Below are 25175 nucleotides of genomic sequence, written 5' to 3' on the forward strand. Positions count from 1 at the left end.
CCCCCGCTCAGTTCCCTGTCGCGAGGAGCCCGAGGATCCGCTTCTCCAGGGCGGGGGCGTCCAGGCCGTACATGCTGAGCAGCCCCGGGTAGGGGCCGGTCGCGATGTGGGTGTGCGGGAGACCGATCGCGTCGGTGCGGATGCCGAGCGGCCCGACACACTCGGCGACGGCCGCAGACAGGCCGCCGCGTACGTAGTGTTCCTCGACGGTGATGATGTGGCCCGTGCGCCGCGCAGACGCGCCGATGAGGTCGGCGTCGATCGGCTCGACCGTGGGCATACCGATGAGTTCCACCCGGATGCCACGTTCGCCAAGACGATCGACCGCGGCGATCACCTCGGCCGTGATCTGACCGGTACTGACCACGGTGGCCGCATCGCCCTCCCGGATGGTTCGGCCGATCCCGATACGGAACTCACCCGGCGCGAACAACTCGGGGATCGACGGGCCACCGACGCGCATGTAGACGGGGCCGTCGTGGGCGAGCATCGCGTCGACCGCACCGCGGATCTCGCCCGGATCCTGCGGTGCCAATACGACGACGCCTGGGATCATTCGTACGAGCGCGTAGTCCTCCAGCGAGTAGTGAGTAGGCCCAAGATCGGAGTAGGTCATACCGCCGTTACGCCCCACGATCTTGACGTTCTGGGCCATATAGCCGACATCGTTGCGGAATGCCTCAAAGTTGCGGTTCGTGACGAACGCGGCGATCGCGGCGAACACGGGGACGAAGCCGGTCGTGGCGAGCCCCGATGCGACTCCGGTGACGCCGTGTTCCTGAATGCCGAATTCGAGGTAGCGCTCAGGGTGGCGGGCGCGGAATTCTCCGAAGCCCGACGAGAGTCCGCTGTCGGCGGAAAGCACGACGATGCGCGCGTCCTCCTCCGCTCGGGCCGTGACGGCCGCGCCGAGAGTCTTACGCGGATCGACAAGTGCGGCACTCATCGTACGACCGCCAACGACTCGCGCCGTGCGGCGTCAAGCGTCGCGCGGAGTTCCTCCTCCGCGGCATCCAGCTCGGCCTCCGATGGTTTCCAATAGTGTGAGGCCACGGTGTTCTCCAGGGTCGAGATGCCCTTCGCCTTCACGGTGCGGGCCACGACCGCCGTGGGCACTGTGGCCGCCGGGTTCAACCCGTCGAACACATCGAGGATCTGCGCCATGTCGTTGCCGTCGATCGTGGTGACGTTCCATCCGAAGGAGCGGAACTTGTCGTCGATGGGTTCCATCCCCATCACTTCTCGCGTCGGCCCGCTGATCTGCAGGTCGTTGACGTCGACGAACGCGACGAGGTTGCCGAGCCGGTGATGTGCCGCGATCGACGCCCCCTCCCAGTTCGCGCCCTCCGGAAGCTCGCCATCGCCCAGGATCGTGAACACACGTGCCCCAGTTGTGGCCAGGCGGGCGCCGAGCGCCATGCCGGCGGCGATCGACAGACCATGCCCGAGCGCACCGGTGTTCGCCTCGACGCCGGGGAGCTTGTGCATGTCGGGGTGCCCGGCCAGTCGACTGCCGAGCCCGCCGTAGCTGTCGAGCCAACTCTCGGGGAAGAACCCACGTCGGGCGAGGACGGCGTACTGGGCCATCGCCTTGTGGCCTGCGGAGAGCAGGAATCGGTCGCGCGTGGGTGCCTCAGGGTGGGTGGGATCGACGCGCAGCGCTCGGAAGTAGAGCGCCGTGACGATGTCGATGCACGACAGCACTCCGCCGAGGTGGCCGGATCCCCCCGCACGCAGCATCCGCAGCACGAGCAGGCGCGCGTGTGCCGCTTCCACCCGTAGCCCGGACGCGTCGAGTCCGCGTTCGTCAGGCATTTTCGAGCCGCTCGAGTTCGGCGAGCTTGGGCGCGCTGCGGTCGTTCTCGACGTAGGCCGTCCCGAGATACTCCGCCAGCAGGAGCTTGGCGAGTTCGGGGCCGGTGACCTGCGAACCCATCGCGATGAGGTTGGCGTTGTTGCTCAACTGGGCGCGCTGGGCCTGGTAGGTGTCGGTGACGAGTGCACAGTGCGCGCCGCGCACCTTGTTGGCCGCGATCGAGACCCCGATTCCGGTGCCACACAGCACGACTCCCCGGTCGACCTCGCCGGCGACGACCGCCTTCGCGACGTCCACAGCCGTGCGGGGGTAGAGCGGATCATCCGACCCCAGATCCCGCGCCTCGTGTCCGAGCGCCTCGGCATACGCCATCAGCGTGTTCTTCAATTCCCCGGCGTTGGGGTCACTGCCGAATCCGACGATCATCCCAGGCACTCCTCCCACTCGTATATACATGTGTATATCACACGCCGTGCGATCACGATGCCTGCACGGTGGTGACGAAATCGAGAACGTCACCGGCGAGTTCCTGCGGACGTTCCAGGGCTGCGAAGTGTCCCCCGCGCTCGTGATGGCGCAGATGCACGAGGTGATAGCGGCGCCGCAGCCACTCGTCGGGGATCGCGACGGCGACCCCCATCTCCCGCGGGAAGCGCGCGTATCCGACCGGCACCTGCACCGGGCGGCTCCAGTCGAGCCCTTCGGGGCCGGCCGACTCGAAGTAGAAGTTCATCGCGCTCGCCGCGGTGTTGGTGACCCAGTAGAGCATGATGTTGGCCACGACGGCGTCGGCGTCGAGGTCGTGCAGGACTCCGCCGGGGCTGTCGGACCAGGTCTCGAACTTCTCCAGGATCCACGCCGCGAGTCCGGCCGGGGAATCGGCCTGACCGACGCCGAGCGACATCGGCTTGGTCTCCTGGATGCCGAGGTAGCCGGTCTCCCCGGCGTAGCCGTTCGCCGCCTCCGTGAAGGCCGCGATCTCCGCGGGGTCGCCGTCCTCGGGTGGCAGGGCGAGCGCGAGGTTGAGGTGCAGGCCGATGACGTGCTCGGGGTTCCGTTGGGCCATCGCGGTGGTCACCCGGAAGCCCCAGTCGCCGCCCTGGAGAAAGTACCGGTCGTAACCGAGTTCGTCGGTGAGCAGGGCGGTGAAGGCGTCCGCGACGCGGTCGACGTTCCAGCCCTCGTCGGTGGGTTTGCCGCTGAATCCGTACCCGGGTAGTGACGGGATGATGAGGTCGAAGGTCGGGCCGTCGGCCGGTGTACGCGCCGTGAGGATGTCGACGACCGCGCCGAACTCCAGGAACGAACCGGGCCATCCGTGTACGAGCATGAGCGGGAGACTGCCCTCGGGGCCCTTGATGTGGAAGTAGTGCAGGTCGACTCCGTCGACGCTCGTCACGAACTGCGGGTACGCGTTCCACCTGCGTTCGACGGCGCGCCAGTCGAAGTCCTGACGCCAGTAGCGGAGCAGTTCCTCGAGTTCCGCCAGGTCGACACCGCGTGAGCGCGGAGCCCCCGGAAGGGGCGGAGGAAGACGGGTCGCGTCCAGCCGCCGATGAAGGTCGGCGATGACCTCATCGGAGATCTCGATGCGGAATGTGCTGGTCATGGCGTTTCCCTTCTGCTTCTGGTCCGGGTGGCTCGCCGTCGGGTGGTGCAGGGCTCGCCGTCGGGTCGTCCGGCTCGTCGGTGAACGCCCACGGCAGGTGGCGGCGAAGCGCGAGAGCCACCCCGTCCTCAGTTACCGATGCGGTGGTGAAGTGGGTGAGCGCGCGTACCTGTGGGGGAGAGTTGCCCATCGCGACGGGGTGGCCGACTACGCGCAGCATCGGCAGGTCGTTCTCGTGGTCGCCGATCGCGAGAATCCGATCGAGTGGAACCCCGTACCCTTCGGCGATCAGCGCGAGCGCCGAACCTTTGTCGGCTCCCGGCGCCTCCAGGCCGAAGGCACCGCCGGACGACCGGGCGAGCTCGGACGTTCCCGCCCACGACGGCAGTTCCCGCCGTACCCGGACGGTGATCCGCTCGGCTGCGATCTCGTCCGCCGCGATGAAGACAAGCTTCACGACCGAGGTGCCGGCCAGTTCGCGGACGGGATCGGCGATCAGCCGCGCGCCCACCCGCGTCCACCGCGCCTCGGGCGTGCTGCCCGGCTCGTGCAGGTGGCCGGCGACCGGGAAGACGGAGAGGTCGTCGACGCCGTAGAACATGACATCGAGGTCGAACCGCTCGGCGATCCTCACCGCCCAGGCAATGGCATCGGCGGGGAGGGTCGCGCGGCGCAGGATGTCATGGTCGTCCCGGACTACTGCGCCGTTGGCCGAACCCAGGACCGGTTCGGCTGCCAGCACGTCGCGGTAGGGGGTCATCATGGCGTGGGTACGCCCCGAGACGAGCACGACCGGCACGCCCGCCTCCCGAACCCGCCGGACGGCATCGACGACGGCGGGGGCGATCCGGTCGGAGCGGGGCGAGTCGATCAGGGTGCCGTCGATGTCGAGGGCGACGAGGCCGATCCGGGCAGGGCCGAGCGGAACCGTTCCCGCGTCGGCGACAGCACTCGCTGGGCCCTGCCCGCCCATCAGTGCGACACCTGCGCGAAGCGGATTCCGCGCGGTATGAACAACGCGACGAGCAGGCCGCAGAGCGTGGCCCCCACGAGCATCCCAAAGGCCACCTGGTAGCTGTCGACGGTCGGGGCACCCGTGGCCGGATCGGCGTACGCGGTCAGTGCCAAGCCGTACAGCGCGGCGCCCAGCGCCTGACCGATCGACGCGAACACGATGTACAGCCCGGTTGTCGCCGCCGCGCGATCCTTGGGCGCCTCGGCGGCGATGAGTGACGTGCTCGCGATGACGAGCGCGTGCACGAAGTAGCCGAACAGCGCCGTCACGATGACGAACTCGACGATGCTGCCGTGGAAGAAGTAGAAGAACACGTAGGTGAGGAAGATTCCCGCGCCGGGCAGGAGAATGCCCGTGCGGGCCGTCACCCGGCCGAGCAGGGACGGGGTGAGCCGGGCGGCGAGCCATCCGAACAGCGAGGACGGGATCATGACGCAGGCGGCCATGACGGGGCTCAATCCGAACCCGTAGCCGGTCTCGGCTGGCGTCATCATGAACGTCAGCACGAGGCTGAACAGCGTGAGGGTCGCGAGCGTGGAGAACAGGAACTGGGTGAAAGCCGGCCACAGCTTGCGGGAGAAGGCGATGCGTAGGTCGACGAGCGGGTTGGGGGCGCGGAACTCCCACCCGATCCAGGCGGCGATGCACACGACACCGAGCGCGAGGGTGAACAGGAACTCCGGTGAGCCGCTGCCCCAGACGAGCACCTGGTTGAGGGCGATCGTGAGCGCCGCGAGGCCGACACCGAGCAGCCCGATCGCGGGGATGTCGTAGTCGCGTAGCGGCACGCGGGTGCGCGGCTGGTCGACCTTGGGCACGAGCAGGAGCACCGCGACGAAGCAGGCCAGCAGCAGAGTGCCGCCCGCCGCGAACGCGATCCGCCACGAGAAGCCGAGCGTGAGCAGCGCGCCGCTGAGGATGAAGCCGACCGATGTCGCCGTGGCCTGGCCGGCGATGTTGATGGCGATCGCCTTGCGCTGGTCGGGTTGGGTGAGGTGTCGGGCGACGATCGCGAGGGTGAGCGCGGCGGTGGCGTTGCCGAACCCGGTGAGGAATCGCCCAGCCAACAGCAGCGGCGCGGTCAGGGCGGCAGCCGAGACGAACCAGCCGATGACCACCAGGACGAGCGTTCCCACCAGCACGCGGCGGTGGCCGAGGATGTCGCCGAGCCGGGCGATGAGCGGGGTGCTCACGGCCGACGCGATCGCCGAGGCGAGGATCGCCCAGGACACGGCCGAGGGGGCCAGCCCGAGATCCGCGCCCATCGGACCATAGAGGTTGACGGGCATGAAGAAGGCGATCTCGCTCATCGTCACGAGGAGCATGAAGGCGATCGCCATGCTCAGGCCGCGGGGCAGCCAGGGGATGAGAGCGGGGGACGCAGCAGGCGAGGTGGTGGTGCGGTGTGTCGTATCGTCGGTGTCGAGCGTCATGGCGGGGGTCCGTTCTGTCCGTGCGAAGGGCGCACTCGGCCACGGGGACGCGCAGTCGGCGCATTCCCGTGACAGGTGCGGGTTCGGGTCAGTAGCCCCCGGTGGAGTTGGCGCCGCCGTCGACGGCGATCGCCTGGGCGGTCACGTACGAGGAACGAGCGCTCAGCAGCCACGCGGCGGCATCGGCGATCTCCTCCGGTGTCCCCCAGCGGTGCATGGGGTTGGACTTGCGGTAGACGGCTTCGAGTTCGGGGCTCGCCTGGAAGTGCTCTGCCATCATCGCGGTGGCGATGACGCCGGGGCAGATCACGTTGATCCGTACGTTCTGCCGGGCGTAGTCGGCAGCCGCGGCCTTCGTGAGGCCGACCACGCCGTGTTTGGCGGCCGTGTAGTCGGCCATCCCGGGTACGCCGATCAGGCCCGCCACGGAGGCGATGTTGACGATCGACCCGCCGCCGACCTCGAGCATCCGCTCGATCTCGTAACGGACGCAGAACGCGAGGCCCGTCAGGTTCACGCCGAGGTTGCGGTTCCACTCGTCGGTCGGGATCTCGGCGAACGGATGCATCTTGCTGTCGATGCCGGCGCTGTTGACCGCGCCGTCGAGGCGTCCGAAGCGCTCGATCGTGAAGTCGATCGCGGCCTTGACGGACTCCTCCGAGCTGACGTCGCAGACGATCGAGGCGGCTTCGCCGCCCTGCGCCTCGACGAGGGCGACGGTCTCCTCGAGGCCCTTCTCGTTAAGGTCGACGACGACGACGCGGGCACCGTCGGCGGCGAAGGTCAGGGCGCAGGCCCGGCCCATGCCGGAAGCGCCACCGGTGATGAAGGCGACCTTGCCTTCCAGAAGTGGTGTGGTGGTCATGATGATGCTCTTTCGGGTCGGGCTCACGCCGCCGCAAGCGGCAGTGCGGGAGCGGAGTAGACGTGCTCGGAGAGCGTCCGGGCGGCGCGCTCGTAGAGGGCGCTCGCCTCCCGGTAGGCGTCGGCCGTCGACGGATCGGCCTCGACGACGCGGTTGACCTTGGCGACGGTCTGGGCTGCCTCCGTGTGATCGGCGTAGACACCCGCGCCGATCCCCGCGATCGCTGCGGCACCGAGACATCCGGTGTACTGCGGTGGGCACTGCGTGAGTTCCAGGCTGCGGCCGGTGACGTCAGCGATGATCTGCAGCCACAGCGGCGACTGACTGCCGCCGCCGGTGGTCCGCAGGATCGGCGGGGACTCGCCGACCGCCGTGTCGACGAAGCCGATCGCCTCGGCGAGGTCGAACGCGGTGCCCTCCAGCACGGCACGGACGACGTCGTCGGTGGTGTTCGTGAAGTCGAGGCCGATGAGCGTCGTCCGCGCGAACGGGTTGCTGAGGGTGCCCCAGAAGTGGGGCAGGAAGGTCACGCCGTTGGCGCCGATCGCACTGCGGGCCGCGCGTGTGTTGATGCGCTCGTAGATGGCCTGCTCGTCGGTCGCGTCGATCGCGTCGCCATAGCAGATGTTCTCCTTGAGCCAGCGGTAGCTGGCGCCGAAGGAGGGGCTTCCCGTGCTGACCTTCCAGTCGTCGAAGCCCGCCGTCGTGATCGTCGTGGTCGGGTCGGGAATGTCGATGAAGTGCGGGGTGCGCTTGATGACGATTCCGGTCGTGCCAAGGCTCAGGACCGAGACATCGGGGTCGAACCCGTTGAGGGCTACGGTCTGGGCGACCGAATCGCTGGAGCCGACGTAGATCCGGGTGCCCTCGACGAGGCCGCTCTGCGCGGCGACGTCGGCGGTGACGGCGCCGACCGGGGTGCCGGGCGCCAGGAACGGAGCGAAGATCGCCGGTTCGATGTCGAAGGCTGCCGCCAGGGAAGGGTCGTACCGCCGGCGCTCGACGTCGTAGATGTTGGAGAAGGCCGCCTCGTCGTCGGTGTCGGCGTAGCCGTCGTAGCCCAGCGCCCGGATAACGGCCGAGTGACCGGAAAGCCCGACCTTCTGCACGCGGTCGAACTCGGCCGGGTACAGATCGCGCAGGGCGAGGAACTGGGTCAGCCAGATCATCGGTGCCCGATTGATCCGGAAGAAGTCGTCGAGCGACAGACCGGCGGCCTCAAGTCGCTGGCGCGCTTCGCCGTAGTAGCGGCCGGCGCGGCCGTCCATCACCGACATCATGTGGAAGGGCATACCGCCGTCCCGGTCGAACATCGTGAGCGTGGCGGGAACCGCGACACTCACGCCCTCGATCTCCCGTGGGTCCACGCCCTTCGCGATCGCGTTGCGGATCGAGGTGTAGAGGGCGGTACGGAGATCGTCGTCGTGGTAGACGAGCTGACCAGGCTGGGCGGAGCGGGCGATGAAGCTCGCCGAACCGCCCGCCACGAAGCTGCCGTCGGCCTCGAAGACACCCGCGCGGATACCGCTGGAGCCGACGTCGATGCCGAGGAGGTAGCGCTTTGTCATGGCATCCCCCTCACGCCTCGATCAGGACGATGACGATGTTGTTGGGATCGCGCAGTGACATCGCGCGCGTCGGGCCTACCGGGCCGTCGGGCAGCACGCCGGCAGGGATGACGATCTCCTCGGAGATGAACCGCGCGCCCGCCTCGCGGAGTCGCTCGCGCGTCCCTTCGAAGTCGTCCACCAGGAACTCTAGGCGAGCGAACCCGACGTGGTTGACCTCTTCGTACGCTTCGTGGTTGGCGTAGGGCGGGTAGTTCCACAGAAACGTGTCGATCCAGGGGCCCGTCGACTCGGTCCCCGGCACCGCCATGAAGATTCCGGCGATGTCGAACTGCTTGACGGCAGGCATGGCGTACAGCGTGGGCAGCTTCTCGGTGACGAGAGCGTTGATGTAGTCGGCGATGACGGGGTCGGGCGAGTCGATGTTGTCGCGGCTGAACATGATCCCCTTGTCGGGGAACTGCGAGTTCTCGCGGGTCGTGAGGCCGAGCAGGCCGGTGTAGAAGGCGAGCGTCTCGTGGATGTCGCGAGCGTGGATGCAGCGGTGGGCGATGGTTACGGCCATGGCGGGTATGCGCTTTCTGGAGGAGGGCGCTGGTCAGCGGGCCTTGATCTGCATCATGACCCCGTCGGGGTCGAGTGCCGAGATCAGGCGGGACGGCTTCGGGGGGTTGGCGGAGTTGCCGGCGCCGAGCCATTCGAACTCGTCGGCGTAGAACTTGGCCCCGCGAGCGATCAGCCGCTGGCGAACCCCGTCGAAGTCGTCGACCTGGAACTGCGTGCGGACCAGCCCGACGTGGTTGGAGGTCGGGTACGCGTTGCGGCCGACGGGCGCCGGGGTCCGCCACTGGAAGAGGTGGATGAGGGCATCGCCCGGCTTCCCTTCCGTCTCGGCGAGGTACGCCTCGCGGAAGGCGACGGGACCATCGACGCCGAACAGGGCCGGGTAGACGTTGTTCTCGAGATCTGCCTGGAGTGCGGCGTCGCGTTCGGGCGTGACGTCCACGAACCCGAAGACCTGTGTGTAGAACTCGAGCGAGACATCGAGGTCGGTGCAGTTGATCGTCTGCAGGTAGATGCGACTGATTCCCACGTGCGGCTCCGTTTCTGCCGACAACAGCGTCTTCGAGGTGTCCTGGGTGTTTCCGCTGTGCTACCGGGACTCGACTTGTGTCATGCAGGCTACACACGTATAGTCATGTATAGCAATAGTCATCTCCGCTCCTCTCGGCCTCGAGACGGGCCCCGCATTCCCAGAAAATCCGGAGGCCACCGTGCCCCTCGCCGAAACGCTCGACCTCGTCCGAGCAGCACAGGCCGGCAAGTACGCCGTACCCGCCGTCAACATCGTCGACGAGCTCTCCATCCGCGCCGTCGTGTCCGCCGCGAGTCGGGCCGGGTCGCCCGTGATCTTGCAGACTTCCGTCAAGACGGTGAAGCTCAGCGGCGCCGCCGTGATCTCCGCGATCGTCCGCGCCGTCGCGCAGGACGCGGACGTGCCCGTCTCACTGCACCTGGACCACTGCCCCGACCCTGCCGTGGTGACCGAGGCGATCGCCAACGGATGGTCGTCGGTGCTCTACGACGCCTCCCACCTCGACTTCGACGAGGCGCTCGCCACGACCCGTGCCGTCACCCTGGAGGCACACGCGGCGGGGGTTTCGGTGGAGTCGGAAATCGAGAACATCGTCGGTGTCGAGGACGGCGTCGGCAGCGACCTGGCCCTGCACGGCTACACGATCGAGCAGCTCGTCGACGCGGCAGAGATCACCGGCGTCGACATGCTCGCCCCGGCGTTGGGCACCTCCCACGGGCTGTACACGTCCGAGCCAACGCTGCAGTTCGCGCGTGCCCGCGAACTGCGTGGTCGCACCGACCTCCCCGTCGTCCTGCACGGCGGAACGGGTCTTACCGCCGACCAGTTCCGGGAGTTCATCGACGCGGGCATTGCGAAGATCAACATCTCGACGGCGCTCAAGCGCGCCTACATGGAAGGTGCCCGCGATCACCTCGTCGAGGCGGAGCGGACGGGCAAATGGGAACCCACGGCGCTGTTCCGCGCGATCGACGAACGCATCGAACCGATGCTCACGGAGCACATGGAGATGTTCGGCTCGGCGCAGCATGCCCGCCTCGTCACGGAGACGGCCCGATGACCGCATCGCGTGCGCTGCTGCTCGACTGTGACGGCGTACTCGCCGAGACCGAGCGCGATTCACACCTGCCCGCCTTCAACCACGCGTTCAGCGAGCTGGGCATCCCGGTGCAGTGGACGGCCGAGGAGTACGGTCCGCTCCTGCGCATAGGCGGCGGAAAGGAGCGCATGCGTACGCTCGTGACCGAGCACCCGGAAGCGGGGCTGCCGACCGACGCCGCCGAACTCGACGCCGTCATCGCCCGACTGCACGCCGTCAAGACGGCGGAGTACGTCCGCCTCGTCACGCAGGGACTGCCCGGGCGGCCCGGCATCCGCCGGATCGTGGCCGAGGCGCTCGACGCCGGGTGGCAGGTCGCCATCGCCTCGACCTCGGCCCTGCCCAGTGTCCGCGCGGTGGCAGACAGCGTGCTCGGATCGGACCTCGTCGAGCGACTGAGCGGAATCTTCGCCGGTGACATCGTCGCGAACAAGAAGCCGGCCCCCGACATCTACCGCTACGCCCTGACCGTGCTCGGACGCTCGCCCCAGCAGGCCGTCGTCGTGGAGGACTCACAGTCGGGCGCGGCGGCTGCTGCCGCCGCCGGTATCGCACACGTCGTGACCGTGAGCGCCTACACCCACGAGGACGACTTTCCCGCAGCCACCGCCGTCCTCTCCGACCTCGGTGAGCCCGGGCGGCCCGCCACTGTGCTCGCGGGTGACCTGGCCCTGCACGACGGCATCGTAGGGCTTGCCACGCTCGAAGCCGTACTCGTCGGGTAGGCCCACTGTCCGGGGAGGCCAGTTCGCCCCCGTCCGGTCCGGGTGCCCCGCCGGGTGGTCAACGTTCGTACTGGAACTCGAGTCTGATGCGGTCGCCGCGAAAGTAGATCCGCGCGAGCTCGAACGGTCGACGGTCGGCACTTGAGATGGTCTGCTCCAGCAGGAGCAGCGGCGCACCCGGGCTGACGTCGAGCTGGGCGGCCTCGGCTCTCGGCGCGGGCACCGACACCAGGGTCTCGGCGATGAACGACATCGCAAGGCCGAAGTCCTCCTCGAGCACGACGCACAGTTGCCGCTCCGAGAGTTCCGCGGTGACGAGGTCACGGGCACGCTGCTCGGGGATGTACGACTCGTGCAGGCTGATCGGCTGGTCGTCGACGAACCGCAGGCGCCGGATCCGCACGACCCGGTCGGTGACGGGGAGGTCCAGCCGTTCAGCCACGGACTGGGGCGGCTCGACAACATCGATGCCGAGTACCACGGTGCGCGTCGCGTATCCCTGCTGCTCCAACTGCTCCCGGATCCCCAGGTACGCGGGGGATCGGGTACTGATCTTGCGATGGGCGACGAAGGTGCCCTTGCCCTGCACACGGTAGAGCAGATCCTCGTCAACGAGACGGTTGAGCACCTGGCGCACGGTCATTCGGCTGAGACCGTACATGGTGTTCAGCTCGTTCTCGGACGGGATCTTGCTTCCCGGTGCCCACTCCCCGGACGCGATGCGCTCGCGCAGGATGTCGCCCAACTGGGCGTAGAGGGGCACCGGCGAGTCTCGGTCGAGCATCGTAGCCATGACACGAGCCTCCTCGGGGCAGTCTGAATGTCTATCCCACGATATACATGTCCACGCCAGCGGCCACGCCTGCCGGTCGGGCACCTCGCCATGCAGTTGAACCGGTGTAGACAAGGCCGGAAACGAACGGGCCCGGTCAGGTGGCGCAGCACAGGGCAGGCCACCATCGATACCTGGGTGCGACGCTCCGGGCGCCATCCGCTGGTAGCGGCACAGCCTCTATGAACGGAGCGGTTAACCCACACTTCACCTCGATCAGGCCAACAGCCAAGATCACAGCGAAATGCCTGCTGAAGATCGGTGTGATGCACGACCTGCCGCCGATCATCGAGCAGCAGTGTGGGGCGATCGTGTGAGCACACCTGTGAGCACGATGATCAGAAAATCGGCATTGGTCGATGACCAATGCCGATTGACCTGCGGAAACAAGGGTGGAGCCGAGGGGACTCGAACCCCTGACCCCCACACTGCCAGTGAACTAGCCGGGCTGCCGGGGGGCGCCGGACAGTGCCAGCCCGTGCCAGGGATGCAGGTCAGGGGCCAGGCAATCGGCCGGGCCATGCCAACCGATACCGGGTCTTCCCGGACCGTCCGTGAGACGGTTGTGAGATATCACGGCGCTCCACCTTGGGAGAGGCGTTGGAGTTCAAGACCAGCGCCTCTCCCTCCACCGGTGATGCAGATCACGGATTGCCCTCTAAATCATCGACACCGTGGGGCTTCTTCCTTGGGTCACTGTCGCTGCTGGTAGCACTCATGAGCCAAGCCCCGGCGTAAATCATGACAAGTCGCGAGTCAGTAGCTGTTCGCTCACCCAGTCCTGCGGTGCGGTGAGTTCGTCGCAGGCCAGCATGTCGAGAAACTGCTCCTGTCCGGTTCTCTCCGCCTCCTCGTCCTGCGGCGACCACGCGAACGGGTTGTCGTTCAGCATGAATATCGCGTGCTTCGCGTGGAGTTGGTCGTCGGTGAGGAGCAGCCGGGGGCGGTCCGGAAGCTCACGTGCGAACCGTTGGAGTTCGGGGCAGTCGCGGGCCGGCTGGGTGACCGCGACGATGTCGTACGGTGCCCGAAGTGCTTCCGACAAGACGTCCAGCGACTCAGCCATACGCTGGTCCGCTCCCGCGATACGGCGCTTCACCTCGACGGGTACGAGGCTCCCGTCGGCGAACAGTAGGACGACATCGGCTTCCCCGATGTTCCTGTCGCCGTCGAAGAAGTTGACCCCAGGATGCGCTCCGACGAGGCCGTGTCGCTCGAAGAGCTGATCTAGTGCCGCATCAGGCAACGTTCGCCCTGTTGACTACCTCGCGTAGGCGTTCGTCGGCGGCGTTCTTGTTCCGCCAGATGATGTAGCGGCGGATCATGCTGCCCTGCTGCTTGTGGCTGGTGTGGTCGGTGCCGTCGAGGGTGAAGTAGCGCAGGGCGGTGAATTGGGCCTCAATGCGGTTGAGCCAGGAGCTGTTGGTGGGTGTGTAGGCGAGTTCGACGTTGTTGGCCGTGGCCCAGTCGCCGACCCGGGTGTCCTTCTTCGTGGTCAGGTGCGGGGAGTAGTTGTCGAGCACGATCGCGATGCGGGTCTGCGGCGGGTGCAGGCTGCGCAGGTAGCGGCAGAACTCCAGGAACCGTGTGCGGGTCTTCGTCGGCTTGATGTGGCCGTAGAGCTTGTCCTTGCCCAGGTCGTAGGCGGCGAACAGGTGCCTGATCCCATGCGGTCGGGTGTAGGTCGCCCGCCTGCGGGGCCTGGGCTCGCGGTCAGGGTCCTTGTGCCGTCCACCGCGCTCGGCCCACTGCCGTCCAGGATGAGGTTGGAGATTCAGGGGACCGAACTCGTCCAGGCAGAACACGACCTCGGGCTCGTCGTCCTCCGCTATGACCTCACCGTCAGCGATCGCGTAGAGGTGCTCGACCCGGGCCTTCTTGGCGGCGTAGTCCGGGTCGCGGGAGGTCTTCCAGGTCTTCACGCGTTGAAACGACACGCCCTCCTCGCGGAGCAGGACCCGCAGGCCCTCGTGGCTGATGTCGTCAACCACCCCCTCAGCGACCAGGAAGTCGGCCAGCTTGGCCAGGCTCCAGGTCGAGAACGGCAAGCAATTCGTGTTCGCGGTCAAGGAGAACCGACGGGCACTGTTCGACACCCTGAACGCGCTGTCCTGGGCGGACACGCCGATCGCCCACAGCAGTGTCGACACCGGACACGGACGGATCACCCGCCGCACCATCCAGGTTCTGCCCGCCCCACCCGATCTGCCGTTCCCGCACGTCAACCAGGTCTGGCTGATCGAACGCTACGTCACCGACACCACCGGCCGGCACCTGTCCGCCGTCGCTCAACTCGGCGTGGCCAGCCACACCCCTCACCAGGCCAGACCCGCCGACCTCGCCGGCTACGTTCAAGGCCACTGGGCCATCGAAGCCCTGCACTGGATCCGAGACACCTACTACCGCGAAGACCACACCACCGTGCGCACCCGATCCGGACCCCGCATCCTCGCCTCGCTGCGTAACCTCGCCATCAACGCGCTACGCCTGGCCGGCCGCCCTGACATCACCGAAGCCACCCGCTGGGCCAGCCGTCACATGACCAGACCATTCGCCATCCCCGAACCCACAAAGTGATCTTGAAACGGCCGTGCTGATTGAGGCCGTGACCAGCAGTTACACCAACACGCAATGGCCCTGGGGGTCCAAGTGGCCGACCTGCGGCTCTTGTCGCCACTCGGGCTCCTACTTCATCTGGCTGTTTCAAATGGGTCAATCTCCCCCAAATGACTGTCGGAGTATCTCCTTTCGGAAAAAATTACAGGCATTGACGTAGTCAACCACTCGCTGTGAATTGCAGGTTGCACTCGGTCACCGAAGTTCAATCGACGGGGAAGGGTCCTATCTTGTCAAAACCTGCATTTCGGCTGGTCAGGGTTCTGGCGGCAGCCTCAGTGACTGCTTGCGTGACTTTACTCATGACCCCCGCGTCGGGTATCGCCGCACCGGCCTCGAGTGACAGTTACGACTGGGAGTCGGCAACCGTGGCGCCCACCGAGAGGCAATTGGCGGCGGGCATCGCCGACGTCCTGAAGCGCACGCCGGGCTCCCGTCAGATTGGTCCGGCGGAAATCGAACTAGCCCCCGGGCTGATAATGCAGCTGCCGCCAGCTAACGGCGGGGCGCGGGGGGCAGAAGCAGACCCGCCGTGCCCCAGCCTTTACATGTGCGCCTACGCGCACCGACAGTACACTAACCCCAGTCTCAACTTCACGGTGTGCGGCCGGGAATGGAACTTGGGCAACTACGCCTATCCGGGCGGCGGTGTGTGGAACGACAAGATTTCGTCCATCAACAACAACCAGAGTAGTGGGACCTGGTCGTACTTCTACGACCACGTGGGCAACAATAATTGGGACAGAATCTTGTCAGTTGCTGCTGGCACTCGGCGAGCCAATCTGGCGCTAGACGCCGCTGAGTCGGGCGGAGGGAACGCTAACGACAGGATCGACGGCGTGCATGTCTGCGGCCCCGTTCCTTCTCCCTGGAAGCCGAACTGGCCGTAACGTAGCGGCACATCAGGCGTGTCCGGAGAGTTTCTCCGGGCACGCCTGATCTGTCCGCTAACTTGCACGAGTGCTCTCAAGAGCCGGAGTAGGCGGGACAGGGTAAGAGGAGCCTGTCTCGGGAGCTTGCGGCGACGAAGTGCTCGGGCGTACGGGAGCCACCTGAAGACCGACAGACCCGCAGGTCTCGGGAGCGTTATTAAACTTATCGCCATCTATGATATAGATTAGCTTTCCGGCCGGCGGCTGAATTGGCTCCTGTGTCGAAGGGGTCGGCCCGCCGATCACGCACGAGAATAAGCTTTGCGGCGCTTCTTCATCGAAGACTCGGCGCCAGATCCTGCGACACGCATCAACTGGTTCTTCTCCTTCCTCAAGGCCGGTTTCCGCCTGACTCTGAAGGCCTTCTGTCGAACACACAAAGGCCGAATCGGAGGCCGGCAGGTACTCGGGCGAGGCAATTGGCGCATCGTAACGGGCGATTGCCGCCGTAGCCCCACCAACAAACACTACCCCCAACGCCGTGGCTGCAAGCGTGGCGCGGAGCGAGGGCCGACGCCGCTTGGCGGATCTTTGTCCTGTCGTCAGCACGTCTTTCAATACTGCTTTTCCGTCCGTCCCGCGGGCATATCCGTTTGATAGATCCGGCCTTGACCCGCGGAGGAGCCTTTCCACCTGATCGTTCGAGAGTTTCAACGCGCTGCTCCTGTTTGAGATTGACCTGCATTCGAATGAGTAGTCGATCCACTTTGGGTGATCTTCAATCGAATTATTTCCGCAAAACGACGTTTCGCTCGGTGCAAGCGAACCGCAAGAGCCGCTTGACTGCAGCCCGCCGCGATCGCCGCATCGCGTCCCGCCAAGTCATACCAGTAGCGAAGCAGCAGGACTTCGCGATCCGCCTCGCTGAGTCTGCCCAGGGCAGCTACCACCTCGCGCTGCTCGACGATACCGTCCGCATGGTCAGCGAGGCCCTCGCCGGGGAATTCCTGTAGGCGCTGGTGCAGCGCGACCCAATCAGCGACTTGCCGTTTTTCGGTGGCAATAACGCGCCGTGCGACACCAAATAGCCATGGGCGCTCCTCTCCGGGACGTATAGAGTCGAGCCGACGCCACGCCACTGCAAAAACCTCACTCACTACATCCTTAGCAGCTTCAGCGGTCACCCGATGACTGGCATATGCATAGATCGCGTCCCCGTGGCGAAGGAACAGGTCGGTCAGTCGCTGTCGATCCGCTGCTACGGCAGCGCGTGTATGTTCGGCGGGCACCATGCCTCCAGAGATGCGTCTACCCGTACTTGTTCGAAACCCCGGAGTTTCTTACACCCAGCGACGTGTCCCAGGACTATGGTGGTAGTTGCCCCGCCACAGGGCCGGCCCATCCGGCATCCCGGTCGACGGAAGCCGCCTGCGAGCTACCAAGCCGGGACTACAGAGGTTGAAAGGCTGGCGGCTCAGCCCGCTTCTTCCGTCCGGTCACATCGTCCAGTGTCGCCGTCATCACGGCACCTCCTCACCTTGGGCTTCCCCCTGAGACGTGGACACCCTGAGACTGGACGTTGGTCCAGAGGAAGGGGTGTCCCCGTTGGGGCGTCCGATGCCCCTATGGTCGTCAAGCGGCGGCTGGTTGGAGCATCGTGAAGATCTCGCGGGCGACGTATCGCTTCAAGCAGCGGATGGCTTCGCGGCGGGTCTTGCCTTCTGCGAGACGCCGGTCGAGGTAGTCGCGAGTCCGTTGGTCCCATCGCAGCCTGGTGATCACGATCCCGTAGAGGGCAGCGTTCGCTTGACGGTCGCCGCCTCGGTTGAGGCGGAGCCGTTGGGTCTTGCCTGATGAGGCTTCGACCGGACTGGTGCCGCAGAGCGCGGCGTAGGCAGCTTCGTGCTGCATCCGTTCGGGATTGTCGCCGGCGGCGATGAGCAGGGCGGCGGCGCTGTCCGGTCCGACGCCTTGCCGTTGAAGCAGCTCTGGCGTAGTTGCGGTGATCGTCTCGGTGAGCTGGCGCTCCAGGTCGCGGATCTCGGCGGTGAGCTGGTGGATGCGCTGGGCAAGGAGCCGCAGGGTGTGGACGACCGCCTTGGCGGTGATCGAGGCCGTTGCCGCTGGGAGCGGGAGTTCGGCGCAGCGGCGGAAGAGTGTCTTGGGTCCGAGCCCGCTCAGCGCCTCACGTAGCGAGGGGTCGGCACCGACGAGGACGGCTTTGAGCTGGTTGATTGCTTGAGTACGGGCTTTGTTCGCGGAGTCTTTGGCGAGCTTGAACAGGCGCAGTGCTTCCACCGCACCGTTGGTCGTCTTTGCCGTGATGGTTGCCCGCCCGGACAGGACCGCTCGGGCGGCGGCTTCGGCGTCGATCGCGTCAGTCTTGCCGCGTCGGCGACGCGTGGCTCGGTCGGGCTGGTTGACCTCGATGACCTTGATGCCGTGGTCGTGGAGGTGCCGGGTCAACGCGGCGCCATACGAACTGGTGCACTCGACGCCGGCACGCTGCACCGTGCCGTGTGTCCGGGCCCAGGTAAGCAGTTGTTCGTAGCCAGCCGCGGTGGCCGGGAACGTTCGGGTGCCCAGGAGTACGCCCATGGTGCTGACCGTAGCGGCGACGTGGACATCCTTGTGCGTGTCGATGCCAAGGACGACTTCACTGTCCGAGCCAGATGAGACGGCACGGGTGTGGACTGCTGCCTTGAGCAGGTCGGTCATGCGGCGGGCTCCTCAGGAGTTGGCGGCGTTGCTCGTCGCCGGGCCCGCTGGGATGGTCAGGACTGTGACGGTGCCTCATGCGGCAAGGCCCCTATCGGGACACACCCCGCCGGCCCGGCGGCGGACAGCACCGCCCTTGGCCGCAGCCGACAGATCGGACGCAAGGCAGGAAGCCAATCGAAGTACGGGTCAGACCACGGCCAACGACGATGCCGCACCAGTCTCACAATCGAAGTACACGGAAGAGTTTCAGCGTGACGCGGTCGACCTGGTCCACTCGTCGGGGCGGCCGATCAACCAGGTCGCCCGTGAGCTGGGGATGAGTCACGAGACCCTGCGGAACTGGGTTCGTAAGCGGGATCGGCAGACCGGTACGGGTACGGCTGCCTCCGGTGACGGGGGTGTCGGTGGCGGACAAGGACGCCGAAATCGCCCGTCTGCGGCGTGAGATGGCTGAGCTGCGGCAGGAGAAGGAGATGCTGCGCAAGGCAGCCGCCTATTTCGCGAAGGAGATGGATCGGTGACCAGCCGCTTCCGGTTCATCTCCGCCCACCGCGCCACCTTCGGCGTCAAGCGGCTGTGCCGAGTCCTGGCGGTGTCCCGCTCCGGGTTCTACCGCTGGACCGGCAGCGAACCCGCCCGTCAGGCCCGCGCCGCCGCCGAGGACGCCCTCGCCGCACAGATCACCCAGGTTCACGCCGACTCCGACGGCACCTACGGATCCCCTCGGGTGACCGTCGAGCTACGCGCCCAAGGTGTGCGTGTCAACCGCAAGCGGGTCGAGCGAATCACGCGGCAACGCGACGTCGTCGGCCGGCACCTTCGCCGCCGCAAACGCACCACCATCCCGGACCCGGCCACCCCGCCGGCGCCGGACCTGCTCGGCCGCGACTTCACCGCCACCACACCCGACCAGCGCTGGTGCGGCGACATCACCTACCTGCGCGTCGGCGCCGGCTGGCTGTATCTGGCCACCGTCATCGACATCGCCACCCGCCGACTGATCGGCTGGTCGATCAACACCCACATGCGCACCAGCCTGGTCATCGACGCCCTCGACACGGCCGTCGCCGCCCGCGGCGGCCGCGTTGACGGCGTGATCTTCCACAGCGACCGCGGGCAGCAGTACAGCAGTGCCGACTTCACCGACGCCTGCCAACGGCACGGCATCCGCCGCTCGATGGGACGCATCGGCTCGTCGTACGACAACGCCCTGGCCGAAGCCTTCTTCGCCACCTGCAAGCGTGAACTCGACGTCGACCACCGACGCTGGACATCCGAGGCCGACGCCCGCCGCGACGTGTTCCGATGAATCGCCTTCTACAACCACCGACGCCGCCACTCCGCACTCGGCTACCTCAGCCCCGCCGACTACGAACAAACCCTCACACCAACTACACTCCACCAAGTCGCGGCGTAACCCGGTGTCCACATCCCAAGGGGAACCTCACTCCGTGAGAACAAGATCCGTTGGGCCGGACTGGTTTCGACGGACGTGGCCGATCAGAGTACGCAAGGGGGACCGAGAACCTACAACCCGGATCGTCACTGTGGGCGTTAGAGGCCGATCGGGGGTAGCCCGTGGATGCCGGTCGCCGTCACGGTGGCGTCGTCGATAGCACTCGGGTCGATGCTCCAGCGACCGGCCATCGCCATCACATCGGGCTCAGACGGCGTCGTTTCGTACCAGGCTGTCCACTCATCGTCCGACCAGTGTTCCCACCCCGGCTCCATGCCCCGAATGCCGATGCCCAACTCGGCCTCGTGCCTCCGTACCCCGGCTAGCCGGTGGATCTGGTAGCTGCCGCTCGCCGACACCTCCGACCCCCAGCTCAGACCGCGACACCGAACGGCAGTGATCACGGCCCGCAGCCCGGCAGGACGGCATCGGACACGGTACTCACGGCTACCCAGGCGTTGCCACACCAGCACAGATTCGATGTGGTGCTGTGCCTTGCTGACGGTCTCGGACCCGGCAAACTTCGACGAGCCGGGCGGGCCAACGGGCCGACGCAGCCACTACCACCAGGCACATCGCTCCGGAAGAAGGACGGTTCGCGGCTGCCCCGACGGCTGGGGCAGGCCATCCCAGGAGGCCCAACAGCCTTCACCTCGTGAGACGAGGTGATACGCGAAGCCAGCGACATTCACAAGCATCGCTTGAAAATGCCGCTGGCCTGCGGTTTCGGGTGGAGCCGAGGGGACTCGAACCCCTGACCCCCACACTGCCAGTGTGGTGCGCTACCAGCTGCGCCACGGCCCCTTGCGGTCGCGCCCGGTCGCCCGGGCACGGAGAGAACTATACACACACCCCTCGGCATGGTCATCTCGCGGGGTGTCGCGCCCGTCGGGTCAGTTGAGCGCCACATCCGGCGGGAAATGGGCCACCGCGGCCATCATGCCGCCCTGCCGGCGCAGCACCATCGGCCACAGGTCGTCGGGCCGCTCGACGAAGGCGTCGCCGGGCAGCGCCTCCAGCACGAACCAGGAGCCGTCCTCGACCTCCTGCTCCAGCTGCCCGGTCCCCCAGCCGGCGTACCCGGCGAAGACCCGGATGCTCTGGACGTTCTCCCGCAGCCGATGCGGATCGACCGACAGGTCCAGCGTGCCGACCGCGCCGGAGACCTGGTGGAAGCCCTTGAGCCGGCGGACCGGTTGGCGCATCCGGGCCAGGCAGATCGCCGAATCGGGCTGCACCGGGCCGCCCTCGAACAGCACCGCCGGGTGTCGGGCCAGGTCGCCCCATTCCCGCAGGACGTCCGCCACCGGCACCTCGGTGGCCCGGTTGAGCACCACACCGAGCGCGCCACCGGGCTCGTGGGCGACCAGCAGCACGACCGTACGGTCGAAGTTCGGGTCCTTCAGCGCGGGCGTCGCCACCAGCAGCTTCCCGGTCATCGACTCCGTAGCCTGCCCGCCGATCGCCTGCCCCTCTCCCTGCATCAGGCGCACCCACCAGCCGCGCACCGGCGGCGGAACCGGTCACCCGCAACGACGGCAGGCCCCACCGGTGCCGTCCGCGCTGTCATTGCCATGCCTGGCACCATAGCCTGCGGCCCGGACCGTGGCGACGGTCCGATCGTCGGCTGATCGACAGCAGTGGTCGGTGTCCGCACAGGGCGGGCAGGTAGGGGTGCCCCGGACCGGCGGTGGACGAACCCGAGCACCGGCGAATGGCCTTTCTTCCGCAAGTTGCCCGGCTAGATTCAGTGCGATGGCAACGGTCCGCGACACCACCTACGACCTCCTCCGCGCGCTGGGCTTGACCACTGTCTTCGGCAACCCCGGCTCGACCGAGGAGCCCTTCCTGCAGGACTTCCCCGACGACTTCCACTACGTGCACGCGTTGCACGAGGCGTCGGCGGTCGGCATGGCCGACGGGTACGCCCAGGTCACCGGCCGGCCCGCGCATGTCAACCTGCACACCGCACCGGGTACCGGCAACGCGATGGGCAACATCGTCACCGCCTGGCACAATCGCACCCCACTGATCGTCACCGCCGGTCAGCAGACCCGGGAGATGCTGCTGCTGGAACCCCGGCTCACCGCCCGCCGCCCCACCGAGCTGCCCCAGCCGTACGTCAAGTGGTCGCACGAGCCGGTCCGCGCGCAGGACGTACCGGCGGCGCTGATGCGGGCCTACGCGAGCGCGGTCCAGCCGCCGGCCGGGCCGGTCTTCCTCTCCCTGCCGCTGGACGACTGGGTGCAGCCCGCCGACCCGCCGCCACAGGCCCGCACGGTCGCCACCCGGTTCGCCCCCGACCCGCAACGGCTGCGTGACTTCGCCACGACGCTGGCGAACAGCCGGTCACCGGTGGTGGTGCTCGGCGCCGCGGTCGACCGGGCCGACGCCTGGGGGGCCGCGGTCGCCCTGGCCGAGCGGCTGGCCGCGCCGGTCTGGTCGGCACCGGCACCGGAGCGGACCGCCTTTCCCGAGAACCACCCGCACTTCCAGGGGGTCCTGCCCTTCGCCGCCGGCCCGCTGGCGGAGCGGCTCCGCGGGCACGACACGGTGCTGGTGGTCGGCGCACCGGTGTTCCGCTACTACCCGCACGTACCCGGCGATCCGCTGCCCGACGGCGCCCGGCTGCTGCACGTCACCGACGATCCCGACGAGGCGGCCCGCGCACCGGTCGGCGACAGCCTGCTCGGCGACGCCGGGCTCACCCTCGCCGCCCTGACCGAGCTGGTGCCGCCGGTGGACCGCCGACCGCCACCGCCACCGCCCGAGCCGGCCCCGGTGGAGGACACCATCCCGCTCAGTGCCGACGCGCTCTTCGCCGCGCTGGCCCGGTACTGGCCCGAGGACGGGGTGCTGGTGCAGGAGTCACCGTCCAACCTCTCCGCGCTGCGCCGCCGGCTACGGTTCACCCGCCCCGGGTCGTACTTCACGATGGCCAGCGGCGGGCTCGGCTACGGCCTGCCGGCGGCCGTCGGCATCGCGTTGGCCCAGCGCGACACCGGCCGGCACCGGCCGGTGGTCGCGGTGATCGGCGACGGCTCGTTCCACTACTCCGTGCAGGCACTGTGGACCGCCGCCCAGCTGCGCCTGCCGCTGGCCGTCGTAGTCCCGGTCAACCAGCAGTACGCCATCCTCAAGGCGTTCGCCGAACTCAAGAACACCCCCGGCGTACCGGGACTGGACCTGCCCGGACTGGACCTCACCGCGATCGCCCGCGGCTACGGCTGTGCCACGACCGTCGCCGACACGCCCGAGCAGTTCGGCGAGGCGCTCGGGACGGCGTTGCGGGCGGAGGGGCCGACGGTGCTGCCGGTGCCGATCCGCACCGACATCCCACCGATCCTCTGAGCTGGCAGCCGCCGCCGGCGGTCAACCGGTGGCGAGTCGCAGCGGGGCGCCGCTGAGCGCGTCCAGGACCAGCCGCGTGCCCACGGGTGCCGCCAGGGTCACCTCGACCGGATGCAGGTTGAGCATGTCGTCGCAGCCGTCGGTGGGCAGGACGACGGTGCCGCCGACCACGATCACGTGGTCGTGTTCCTGCACCAGCGGGGTGATCCCGGTGTCGCAGCTGCCCACACCGAGCCGGTAGGTGATCGTCGTACCGTCGGCGGCCTCGATGTCCTGGGCGCTCACCAGATCCCGCAGGGTCGGCGCGGGCGGGGTGTGCGGCTCGGGCACGGCACCGACCGCGCCGGGTACGACCGCCACCCGGGCGACCATCGCACCGATCTCGGCCACGGTGAACAACCACGCCGGCACCTGCGCCGATCCCCGGGTGGTGTGCACCGGCGCGGTGCCCAGCTCGACCTTCGTGACGGTCAGCGGTGCGCAGGCGCCCTGCGGCCGGCTGCTCACCGCCGCGTCCGGTCCGGCCGTGGCCGGCGGCGCGGTGGCGGGTTCCGCTTCGGGGCAGGCTCCCTGGCCCCCCTGGTTCAGTTGCCGGTACGCCTCGGCCGCACTGATCAGCGGCAGCTCGGTCGAGCCGTCCAGGAAGCGCGCCGTACCGTCGGCGGGCCGGGTGTCGGGCAGGGTGACGACGGTCCGGTACCAACCGTCCTGGAAGGCGGCCTCGGTCGCCGGGGTGAAGTCGGGCTCCCCGACCAGCACGGTGGGATCCTGTAGCGGCGTGTACCCGCTGGTCCACGTCCCGCCGGGCGGCCATGCCCCGGCGATCTCGGTCGCCCGTCGGTCGAACGCCGCCTGGCGCTGCGCTGCGTCGGGCGGGGTGCCGACCGCGCCACCGGGCCCGAGCGGCTCGGTGGCCGCCGGGGCGCACCCGGCCAGGATCATCATCAGGGGCAGGCCCAGCAGGGCGGCTGATCGACGCATACCGGTTCGGACGGGTCGCCACCGCGGCCGGTTCCGCCCACCGCGGCCGGTTCCGCCCACCGCGGCCGGTTCCCGGCTGGAGACGACTGTGCGCCCCGGTCGTCCGACCGAGGCGCACAGTACGGGTGGTGGAGGTGCCGGGAATCGAACCCGGGTCCTTCGCCGCCTTGTCAGGGCTTCTCCGAGCGCAGCTCGCTGTGCCTCTACTCGGCCCCTCCGATCACGCGAGCGAGTCGGTGTGACGGGCCCAGTCGCTGATTGATCTCGCCGCACGGACCCCGCGACCGGGTCCGGTTGGCCAGCCTTCTAGCTGATGCCGGCTAACTGGGTCGAAGGCGCTCCCAGGCCGACAGACTTGCTACTCGCCTCAGGCGGCGAGAGCGAAGTCAGCGCGATTGTTCTTGGCGCTTATTGGTTTCCGACGAACGATTCTCGAGACGACGTCGGCTTCCTCGGCTCGCTTCCCCTGCCGCAACGTACGAAGTCGAAACCAGTCACCCCCTCGACAGGCCGCCGAATCTCCGGCGGCTCCGACAAGCGTAACGCCTGCCGCAACCGGAATCATCCCGGTGCCCGGTCGCCGACCGGACGCAAGGAAAATCCGGACAAATCAGTCGTCCATCCCTTTACCTCGCCGGCCCACGACTCGCTGGATCTCCCGGTCGGCATCCCGCTTGGCGAGGTCCTGGCGCTTGTCGTACGCCTTCTTGCCCTTGGCCAGGCCAATCTCCACCTTGGCCCAGCCGTCGGAGAAGTAGACCTGCAACGGCACCAGGGTCAGCCCGCTCTCGCGGGTCTTGCCGATCAGCCGGTCGATCTCCAGCCGCTTGAGCAACAGCTTCCGGGTCCGCCGGGGCTCGTGGTTGGTCCAGGTGCCCTGGGTGTACTCCGGGATGTGCATGCCGTGCAGGTACAGCTCACCGTCGCGCTCCTGGGCGAACGCGTCGACCAGCGACGCCCGCCCGGCACGCAGCGACTTGACCTCGGTGCCGGTCAACGCCATGCCCGCCTCGTAGGTGTCGAGGATGGCGTAGTCGTGCCGGGCCTTCTTGTTGGAGGCGACGACCTTGCGCCCCTTCTCCCGTGGCATCGCGGCACCACCTCCTCTCCCGTGCGCTCC

24 protein-coding genes, 1 tRNA gene, 1 other RNA gene and 1 pseudogene are annotated in these 25175 nt (G+C 67.7%); 6 read left to right on the forward strand and 21 right to left on the reverse strand.

Annotated elements, in window-relative coordinates:
* Nucleotides 1-7: 7 nt before the first annotated feature.
* From D2L64_RS21955 to D2L64_RS22000, 10 genes are all read right to left on the reverse strand, one after another.
* Entirely contained in the window at nt 8-946 is a 939-nt protein-coding gene (locus D2L64_RS21955) for a transketolase family protein (RefSeq protein WP_119579106.1), read from the reverse strand.
* Nucleotides 943-1815 carry a transketolase gene (locus D2L64_RS21960; RefSeq protein WP_119579107.1) on the reverse strand — a complete coding sequence of 291 codons (873 nt, stop codon included), beginning with the start codon at nt 1813-1815 and terminating at the stop codon, nt 943-945. Before D2L64_RS21960 ends, D2L64_RS21955 begins: the two co-directional genes overlap by 4 nt.
* Complete coding sequence (locus D2L64_RS21965) at nt 1808-2242, reverse strand: RpiB/LacA/LacB family sugar-phosphate isomerase (RefSeq protein ID WP_119579108.1); 435 nt, start codon at nt 2240-2242, stop codon at nt 1808-1810. Before D2L64_RS21965 ends, D2L64_RS21960 begins: the two co-directional genes overlap by 8 nt.
* A 52-nt stretch (nt 2243-2294) precedes the next feature.
* Nucleotides 2295-3425, reverse strand: a complete 1131-nt coding sequence (locus D2L64_RS21970; RefSeq protein WP_119579109.1) for an epoxide hydrolase family protein — start codon at nt 3423-3425, stop codon at nt 2295-2297.
* On the reverse strand, nt 3391-4398 hold the full coding sequence (locus tag D2L64_RS21975; RefSeq protein ID WP_119579110.1) for a Cof-type HAD-IIB family hydrolase: 1008 nt from the start codon (nt 4396-4398) through the stop codon (nt 3391-3393). The genes D2L64_RS21970 and D2L64_RS21975 overlap by 35 nt, the downstream gene beginning before the upstream one ends.
* Nucleotides 4398-5873 (reverse strand): MFS transporter, encoded by a 1476-nt coding sequence (locus D2L64_RS21980; protein WP_119579111.1) that lies wholly within the window; start codon nt 5871-5873, stop codon nt 4398-4400. Before D2L64_RS21980 ends, D2L64_RS21975 begins: the two co-directional genes overlap by 1 nt.
* An 88-nt stretch (nt 5874-5961) precedes the next feature.
* On the reverse strand, nt 5962-6738 hold the full coding sequence (locus tag D2L64_RS21985) for an SDR family NAD(P)-dependent oxidoreductase (RefSeq protein ID WP_119579112.1): 777 nt from the start codon (nt 6736-6738) through the stop codon (nt 5962-5964).
* A gap of 23 nt (nt 6739-6761) precedes the next feature.
* The gene (locus tag D2L64_RS21990) at nt 6762-8306 is read right to left on the reverse strand and encodes a xylulokinase (RefSeq protein ID WP_119579113.1); all 1545 of its coding nucleotides are present in this window, start codon (nt 8304-8306) and stop codon (nt 6762-6764) included.
* 10 nt (nt 8307-8316) lie between these two features.
* The gene (locus tag D2L64_RS21995; RefSeq protein WP_119579114.1) at nt 8317-8871 is read right to left on the reverse strand and encodes a VOC family protein; all 555 of its coding nucleotides are present in this window, start codon (nt 8869-8871) and stop codon (nt 8317-8319) included.
* A gap of 33 nt (nt 8872-8904) precedes the next feature.
* The gene (locus tag D2L64_RS22000; protein WP_119579115.1) at nt 8905-9399 is read right to left on the reverse strand and encodes a VOC family protein; all 495 of its coding nucleotides are present in this window, start codon (nt 9397-9399) and stop codon (nt 8905-8907) included.
* Nucleotides 9400-9580: 181 nt separating this feature from the next.
* Here D2L64_RS22000 and D2L64_RS22005 point away from each other — a divergent pair, with 181 nt between their 5' ends.
* A complete protein-coding gene (locus tag D2L64_RS22005) occupies nt 9581-10462 on the forward strand; it encodes a class II fructose-bisphosphate aldolase (RefSeq protein ID WP_119579116.1) in 882 nt (293 codons plus the stop codon).
* The gene (locus D2L64_RS22010; protein ID WP_119579117.1) at nt 10459-11226 is read left to right on the forward strand and encodes an HAD-IA family hydrolase; all 768 of its coding nucleotides are present in this window, start codon (nt 10459-10461) and stop codon (nt 11224-11226) included. Before D2L64_RS22005 ends, D2L64_RS22010 begins: the two co-directional genes overlap by 4 nt.
* A gap of 58 nt (nt 11227-11284) precedes the next feature.
* Here D2L64_RS22010 and D2L64_RS22015 read toward each other — a convergent pair whose 3' ends face one another.
* The 3 genes from D2L64_RS22015 to D2L64_RS22025 all read right to left on the reverse strand — a co-directional run bounded on the left by D2L64_RS22015 (nt 11285) and on the right by D2L64_RS22025 (nt 14106).
* On the reverse strand, nt 11285-11989 hold the full coding sequence (locus D2L64_RS22015; protein ID WP_233559088.1) for a GntR family transcriptional regulator: 705 nt from the start codon (nt 11987-11989) through the stop codon (nt 11285-11287).
* 808 nt (nt 11990-12797) lie between these two features.
* Nucleotides 12798-13304 carry a hypothetical protein gene (locus D2L64_RS22020; protein ID WP_119579119.1) on the reverse strand — a complete coding sequence of 169 codons (507 nt, stop codon included), beginning with the start codon at nt 13302-13304 and terminating at the stop codon, nt 12798-12800.
* Nucleotides 13297-14106, reverse strand: a complete 810-nt coding sequence (locus D2L64_RS22025) for an IS630 family transposase (protein WP_119579120.1) — start codon at nt 14104-14106, stop codon at nt 13297-13299. The genes D2L64_RS22020 and D2L64_RS22025 overlap by 8 nt, the downstream gene beginning before the upstream one ends.
* On the opposite strand from D2L64_RS22025, the gene D2L64_RS28040 reads away from it, so the two are divergent.
* Both D2L64_RS28040 and D2L64_RS27130 read left to right on the forward strand, forming a co-directional pair.
* Nucleotides 14078-14635 (forward strand): hypothetical protein, encoded by a 558-nt coding sequence (locus D2L64_RS28040; protein WP_147376282.1) that lies wholly within the window; start codon nt 14078-14080, stop codon nt 14633-14635. The two genes, D2L64_RS22025 and D2L64_RS28040, sit on opposite strands and share 29 nt — an antisense overlap.
* A 341-nt stretch (nt 14636-14976) precedes the next feature.
* Complete coding sequence (locus tag D2L64_RS27130) at nt 14977-15564, forward strand: peptidase inhibitor family I36 protein (RefSeq protein WP_147376283.1); 588 nt, start codon at nt 14977-14979, stop codon at nt 15562-15564.
* Between the two features lie 692 nt (nt 15565-16256).
* On the opposite strand, the gene D2L64_RS22035 is transcribed toward D2L64_RS27130, so the two are convergent.
* On the reverse strand, nt 16257-16838 hold the full coding sequence (locus D2L64_RS22035; protein ID WP_119579122.1) for an RNA polymerase sigma factor: 582 nt from the start codon (nt 16836-16838) through the stop codon (nt 16257-16259).
* Nucleotides 16839-17178: 340 nt separating this feature from the next.
* Nucleotides 17179-18264: an IS110 family RNA-guided transposase gene (locus D2L64_RS22040; protein WP_119579123.1), complete on the reverse strand. Its 1086-nt coding sequence runs from the start codon at nt 18262-18264 to the stop codon at nt 17179-17181.
* 268 nt (nt 18265-18532) lie between these two features.
* On the opposite strand from D2L64_RS22040, the pseudogene D2L64_RS22045 reads away from it, so the two are divergent.
* Nucleotides 18533-19684, forward strand: a pseudogene (locus D2L64_RS22045) (IS3 family transposase).
* A gap of 137 nt (nt 19685-19821) precedes the next feature.
* Here D2L64_RS22045 and D2L64_RS22050 read toward each other — a convergent pair.
* The 3 genes from D2L64_RS22050 to D2L64_RS22060 form a co-directional block, all read right to left on the reverse strand.
* Nucleotides 19822-20019 (reverse strand): hypothetical protein, encoded by a 198-nt coding sequence (locus D2L64_RS22050; RefSeq protein WP_147376284.1) that lies wholly within the window; start codon nt 20017-20019, stop codon nt 19822-19824.
* A gap of 435 nt (nt 20020-20454) precedes the next feature.
* Nucleotides 20455-20527, reverse strand: a tRNA-Ala gene (locus D2L64_RS22055).
* Between the two features lie 89 nt (nt 20528-20616).
* Nucleotides 20617-21207 (reverse strand): YqgE/AlgH family protein, encoded by a 591-nt coding sequence (locus D2L64_RS22060; protein ID WP_119579168.1) that lies wholly within the window; start codon nt 21205-21207, stop codon nt 20617-20619.
* Between the two features lie 271 nt (nt 21208-21478).
* On the opposite strand from D2L64_RS22060, the gene mdlC reads away from it, so the two are divergent.
* Complete coding sequence (mdlC, locus tag D2L64_RS22065) at nt 21479-23074, forward strand: benzoylformate decarboxylase (RefSeq protein ID WP_119579125.1); 1596 nt, start codon at nt 21479-21481, stop codon at nt 23072-23074.
* Nucleotides 23075-23095: 21 nt separating this feature from the next.
* On the opposite strand, the gene D2L64_RS22070 is transcribed toward mdlC, so the two are convergent.
* The 3 genes from D2L64_RS22070 to smpB form a co-directional block, all read right to left on the reverse strand.
* Entirely contained in the window at nt 23096-24055 is a 960-nt protein-coding gene (locus D2L64_RS22070; protein ID WP_119579126.1) for a hypothetical protein, read from the reverse strand.
* A 126-nt stretch (nt 24056-24181) separates the two neighbouring features.
* Nucleotides 24182-24557: a transfer-messenger RNA gene (gene ssrA / locus D2L64_RS22075) on the reverse strand.
* A gap of 108 nt (nt 24558-24665) precedes the next feature.
* The gene (smpB, locus tag D2L64_RS22080; RefSeq protein WP_119579127.1) at nt 24666-25145 is read right to left on the reverse strand and encodes an SsrA-binding protein SmpB; all 480 of its coding nucleotides are present in this window, start codon (nt 25143-25145) and stop codon (nt 24666-24668) included.
* Nucleotides 25146-25175 lie beyond the last annotated feature (30 nt).

It is taken from the genome of Micromonospora radicis (assembly GCF_003583405.1).
GTDB classification, from domain to species: domain Bacteria; phylum Actinomycetota; class Actinomycetes; order Mycobacteriales; family Micromonosporaceae; genus Micromonospora; species Micromonospora radicis.

Coding starts and splice junctions, on each gene's coding strand:
- D2L64_RS22060 (WP_119579168.1), bottom strand. CDS start 21,207: ATGCAGGGAGAGGGGCAGGCGATCGGCGGGCAGGCTACGGAGTCGATG.
- D2L64_RS27130 (WP_147376283.1), top strand. CDS start 14,977: ATGACCCCCGCGTCGGGTATCGCCGCACCGGCCTCGAGTGACAGTTAC.
- D2L64_RS21985 (WP_119579112.1), bottom strand. CDS start 6,738: ATGACCACCACACCACTTCTGGAAGGCAAGGTCGCCTTCATCACCGGT.
- D2L64_RS21995 (WP_119579114.1), bottom strand. CDS start 8,871: ATGGCCGTAACCATCGCCCACCGCTGCATCCACGCTCGCGACATCCAC.
- D2L64_RS22010 (WP_119579117.1), top strand. CDS start 10,459: ATGACCGCATCGCGTGCGCTGCTGCTCGACTGTGACGGCGTACTCGCC.
- D2L64_RS21980 (WP_119579111.1), bottom strand. CDS start 5,873: ATGACGCTCGACACCGACGATACGACACACCGCACCACCACCTCGCCT.
- D2L64_RS22070 (WP_119579126.1), bottom strand. CDS start 24,055: ATGCGTCGATCAGCCGCCCTGCTGGGCCTGCCCCTGATGATGATCCTG.
- D2L64_RS21965 (WP_119579108.1), bottom strand. CDS start 2,242: ATGATCGTCGGATTCGGCAGTGACCCCAACGCCGGGGAATTGAAGAAC.
- D2L64_RS21955 (WP_119579106.1), bottom strand. CDS start 946: ATGAGTGCCGCACTTGTCGATCCGCGTAAGACTCTCGGCGCGGCCGTC.
- D2L64_RS21960 (WP_119579107.1), bottom strand. CDS start 1,815: ATGCCTGACGAACGCGGACTCGACGCGTCCGGGCTACGGGTGGAAGCG.
- D2L64_RS22035 (WP_119579122.1), bottom strand. CDS start 16,838: ATGGTGCCCGCCGAACATACACGCGCTGCCGTAGCAGCGGATCGACAG.
- smpB (WP_119579127.1), bottom strand. CDS start 25,145: ATGCCACGGGAGAAGGGGCGCAAGGTCGTCGCCTCCAACAAGAAGGCC.
- D2L64_RS21970 (WP_119579109.1), bottom strand. CDS start 3,425: ATGACCAGCACATTCCGCATCGAGATCTCCGATGAGGTCATCGCCGAC.
- D2L64_RS21990 (WP_119579113.1), bottom strand. CDS start 8,306: ATGACAAAGCGCTACCTCCTCGGCATCGACGTCGGCTCCAGCGGTATC.
- D2L64_RS21975 (WP_119579110.1), bottom strand. CDS start 4,398: ATGGGCGGGCAGGGCCCAGCGAGTGCTGTCGCCGACGCGGGAACGGTT.
- D2L64_RS22040 (WP_119579123.1), bottom strand. CDS start 18,264: ATGACCGACCTGCTCAAGGCAGCAGTCCACACCCGTGCCGTCTCATCT.
- mdlC (WP_119579125.1), top strand. CDS start 21,479: ATGGCAACGGTCCGCGACACCACCTACGACCTCCTCCGCGCGCTGGGC.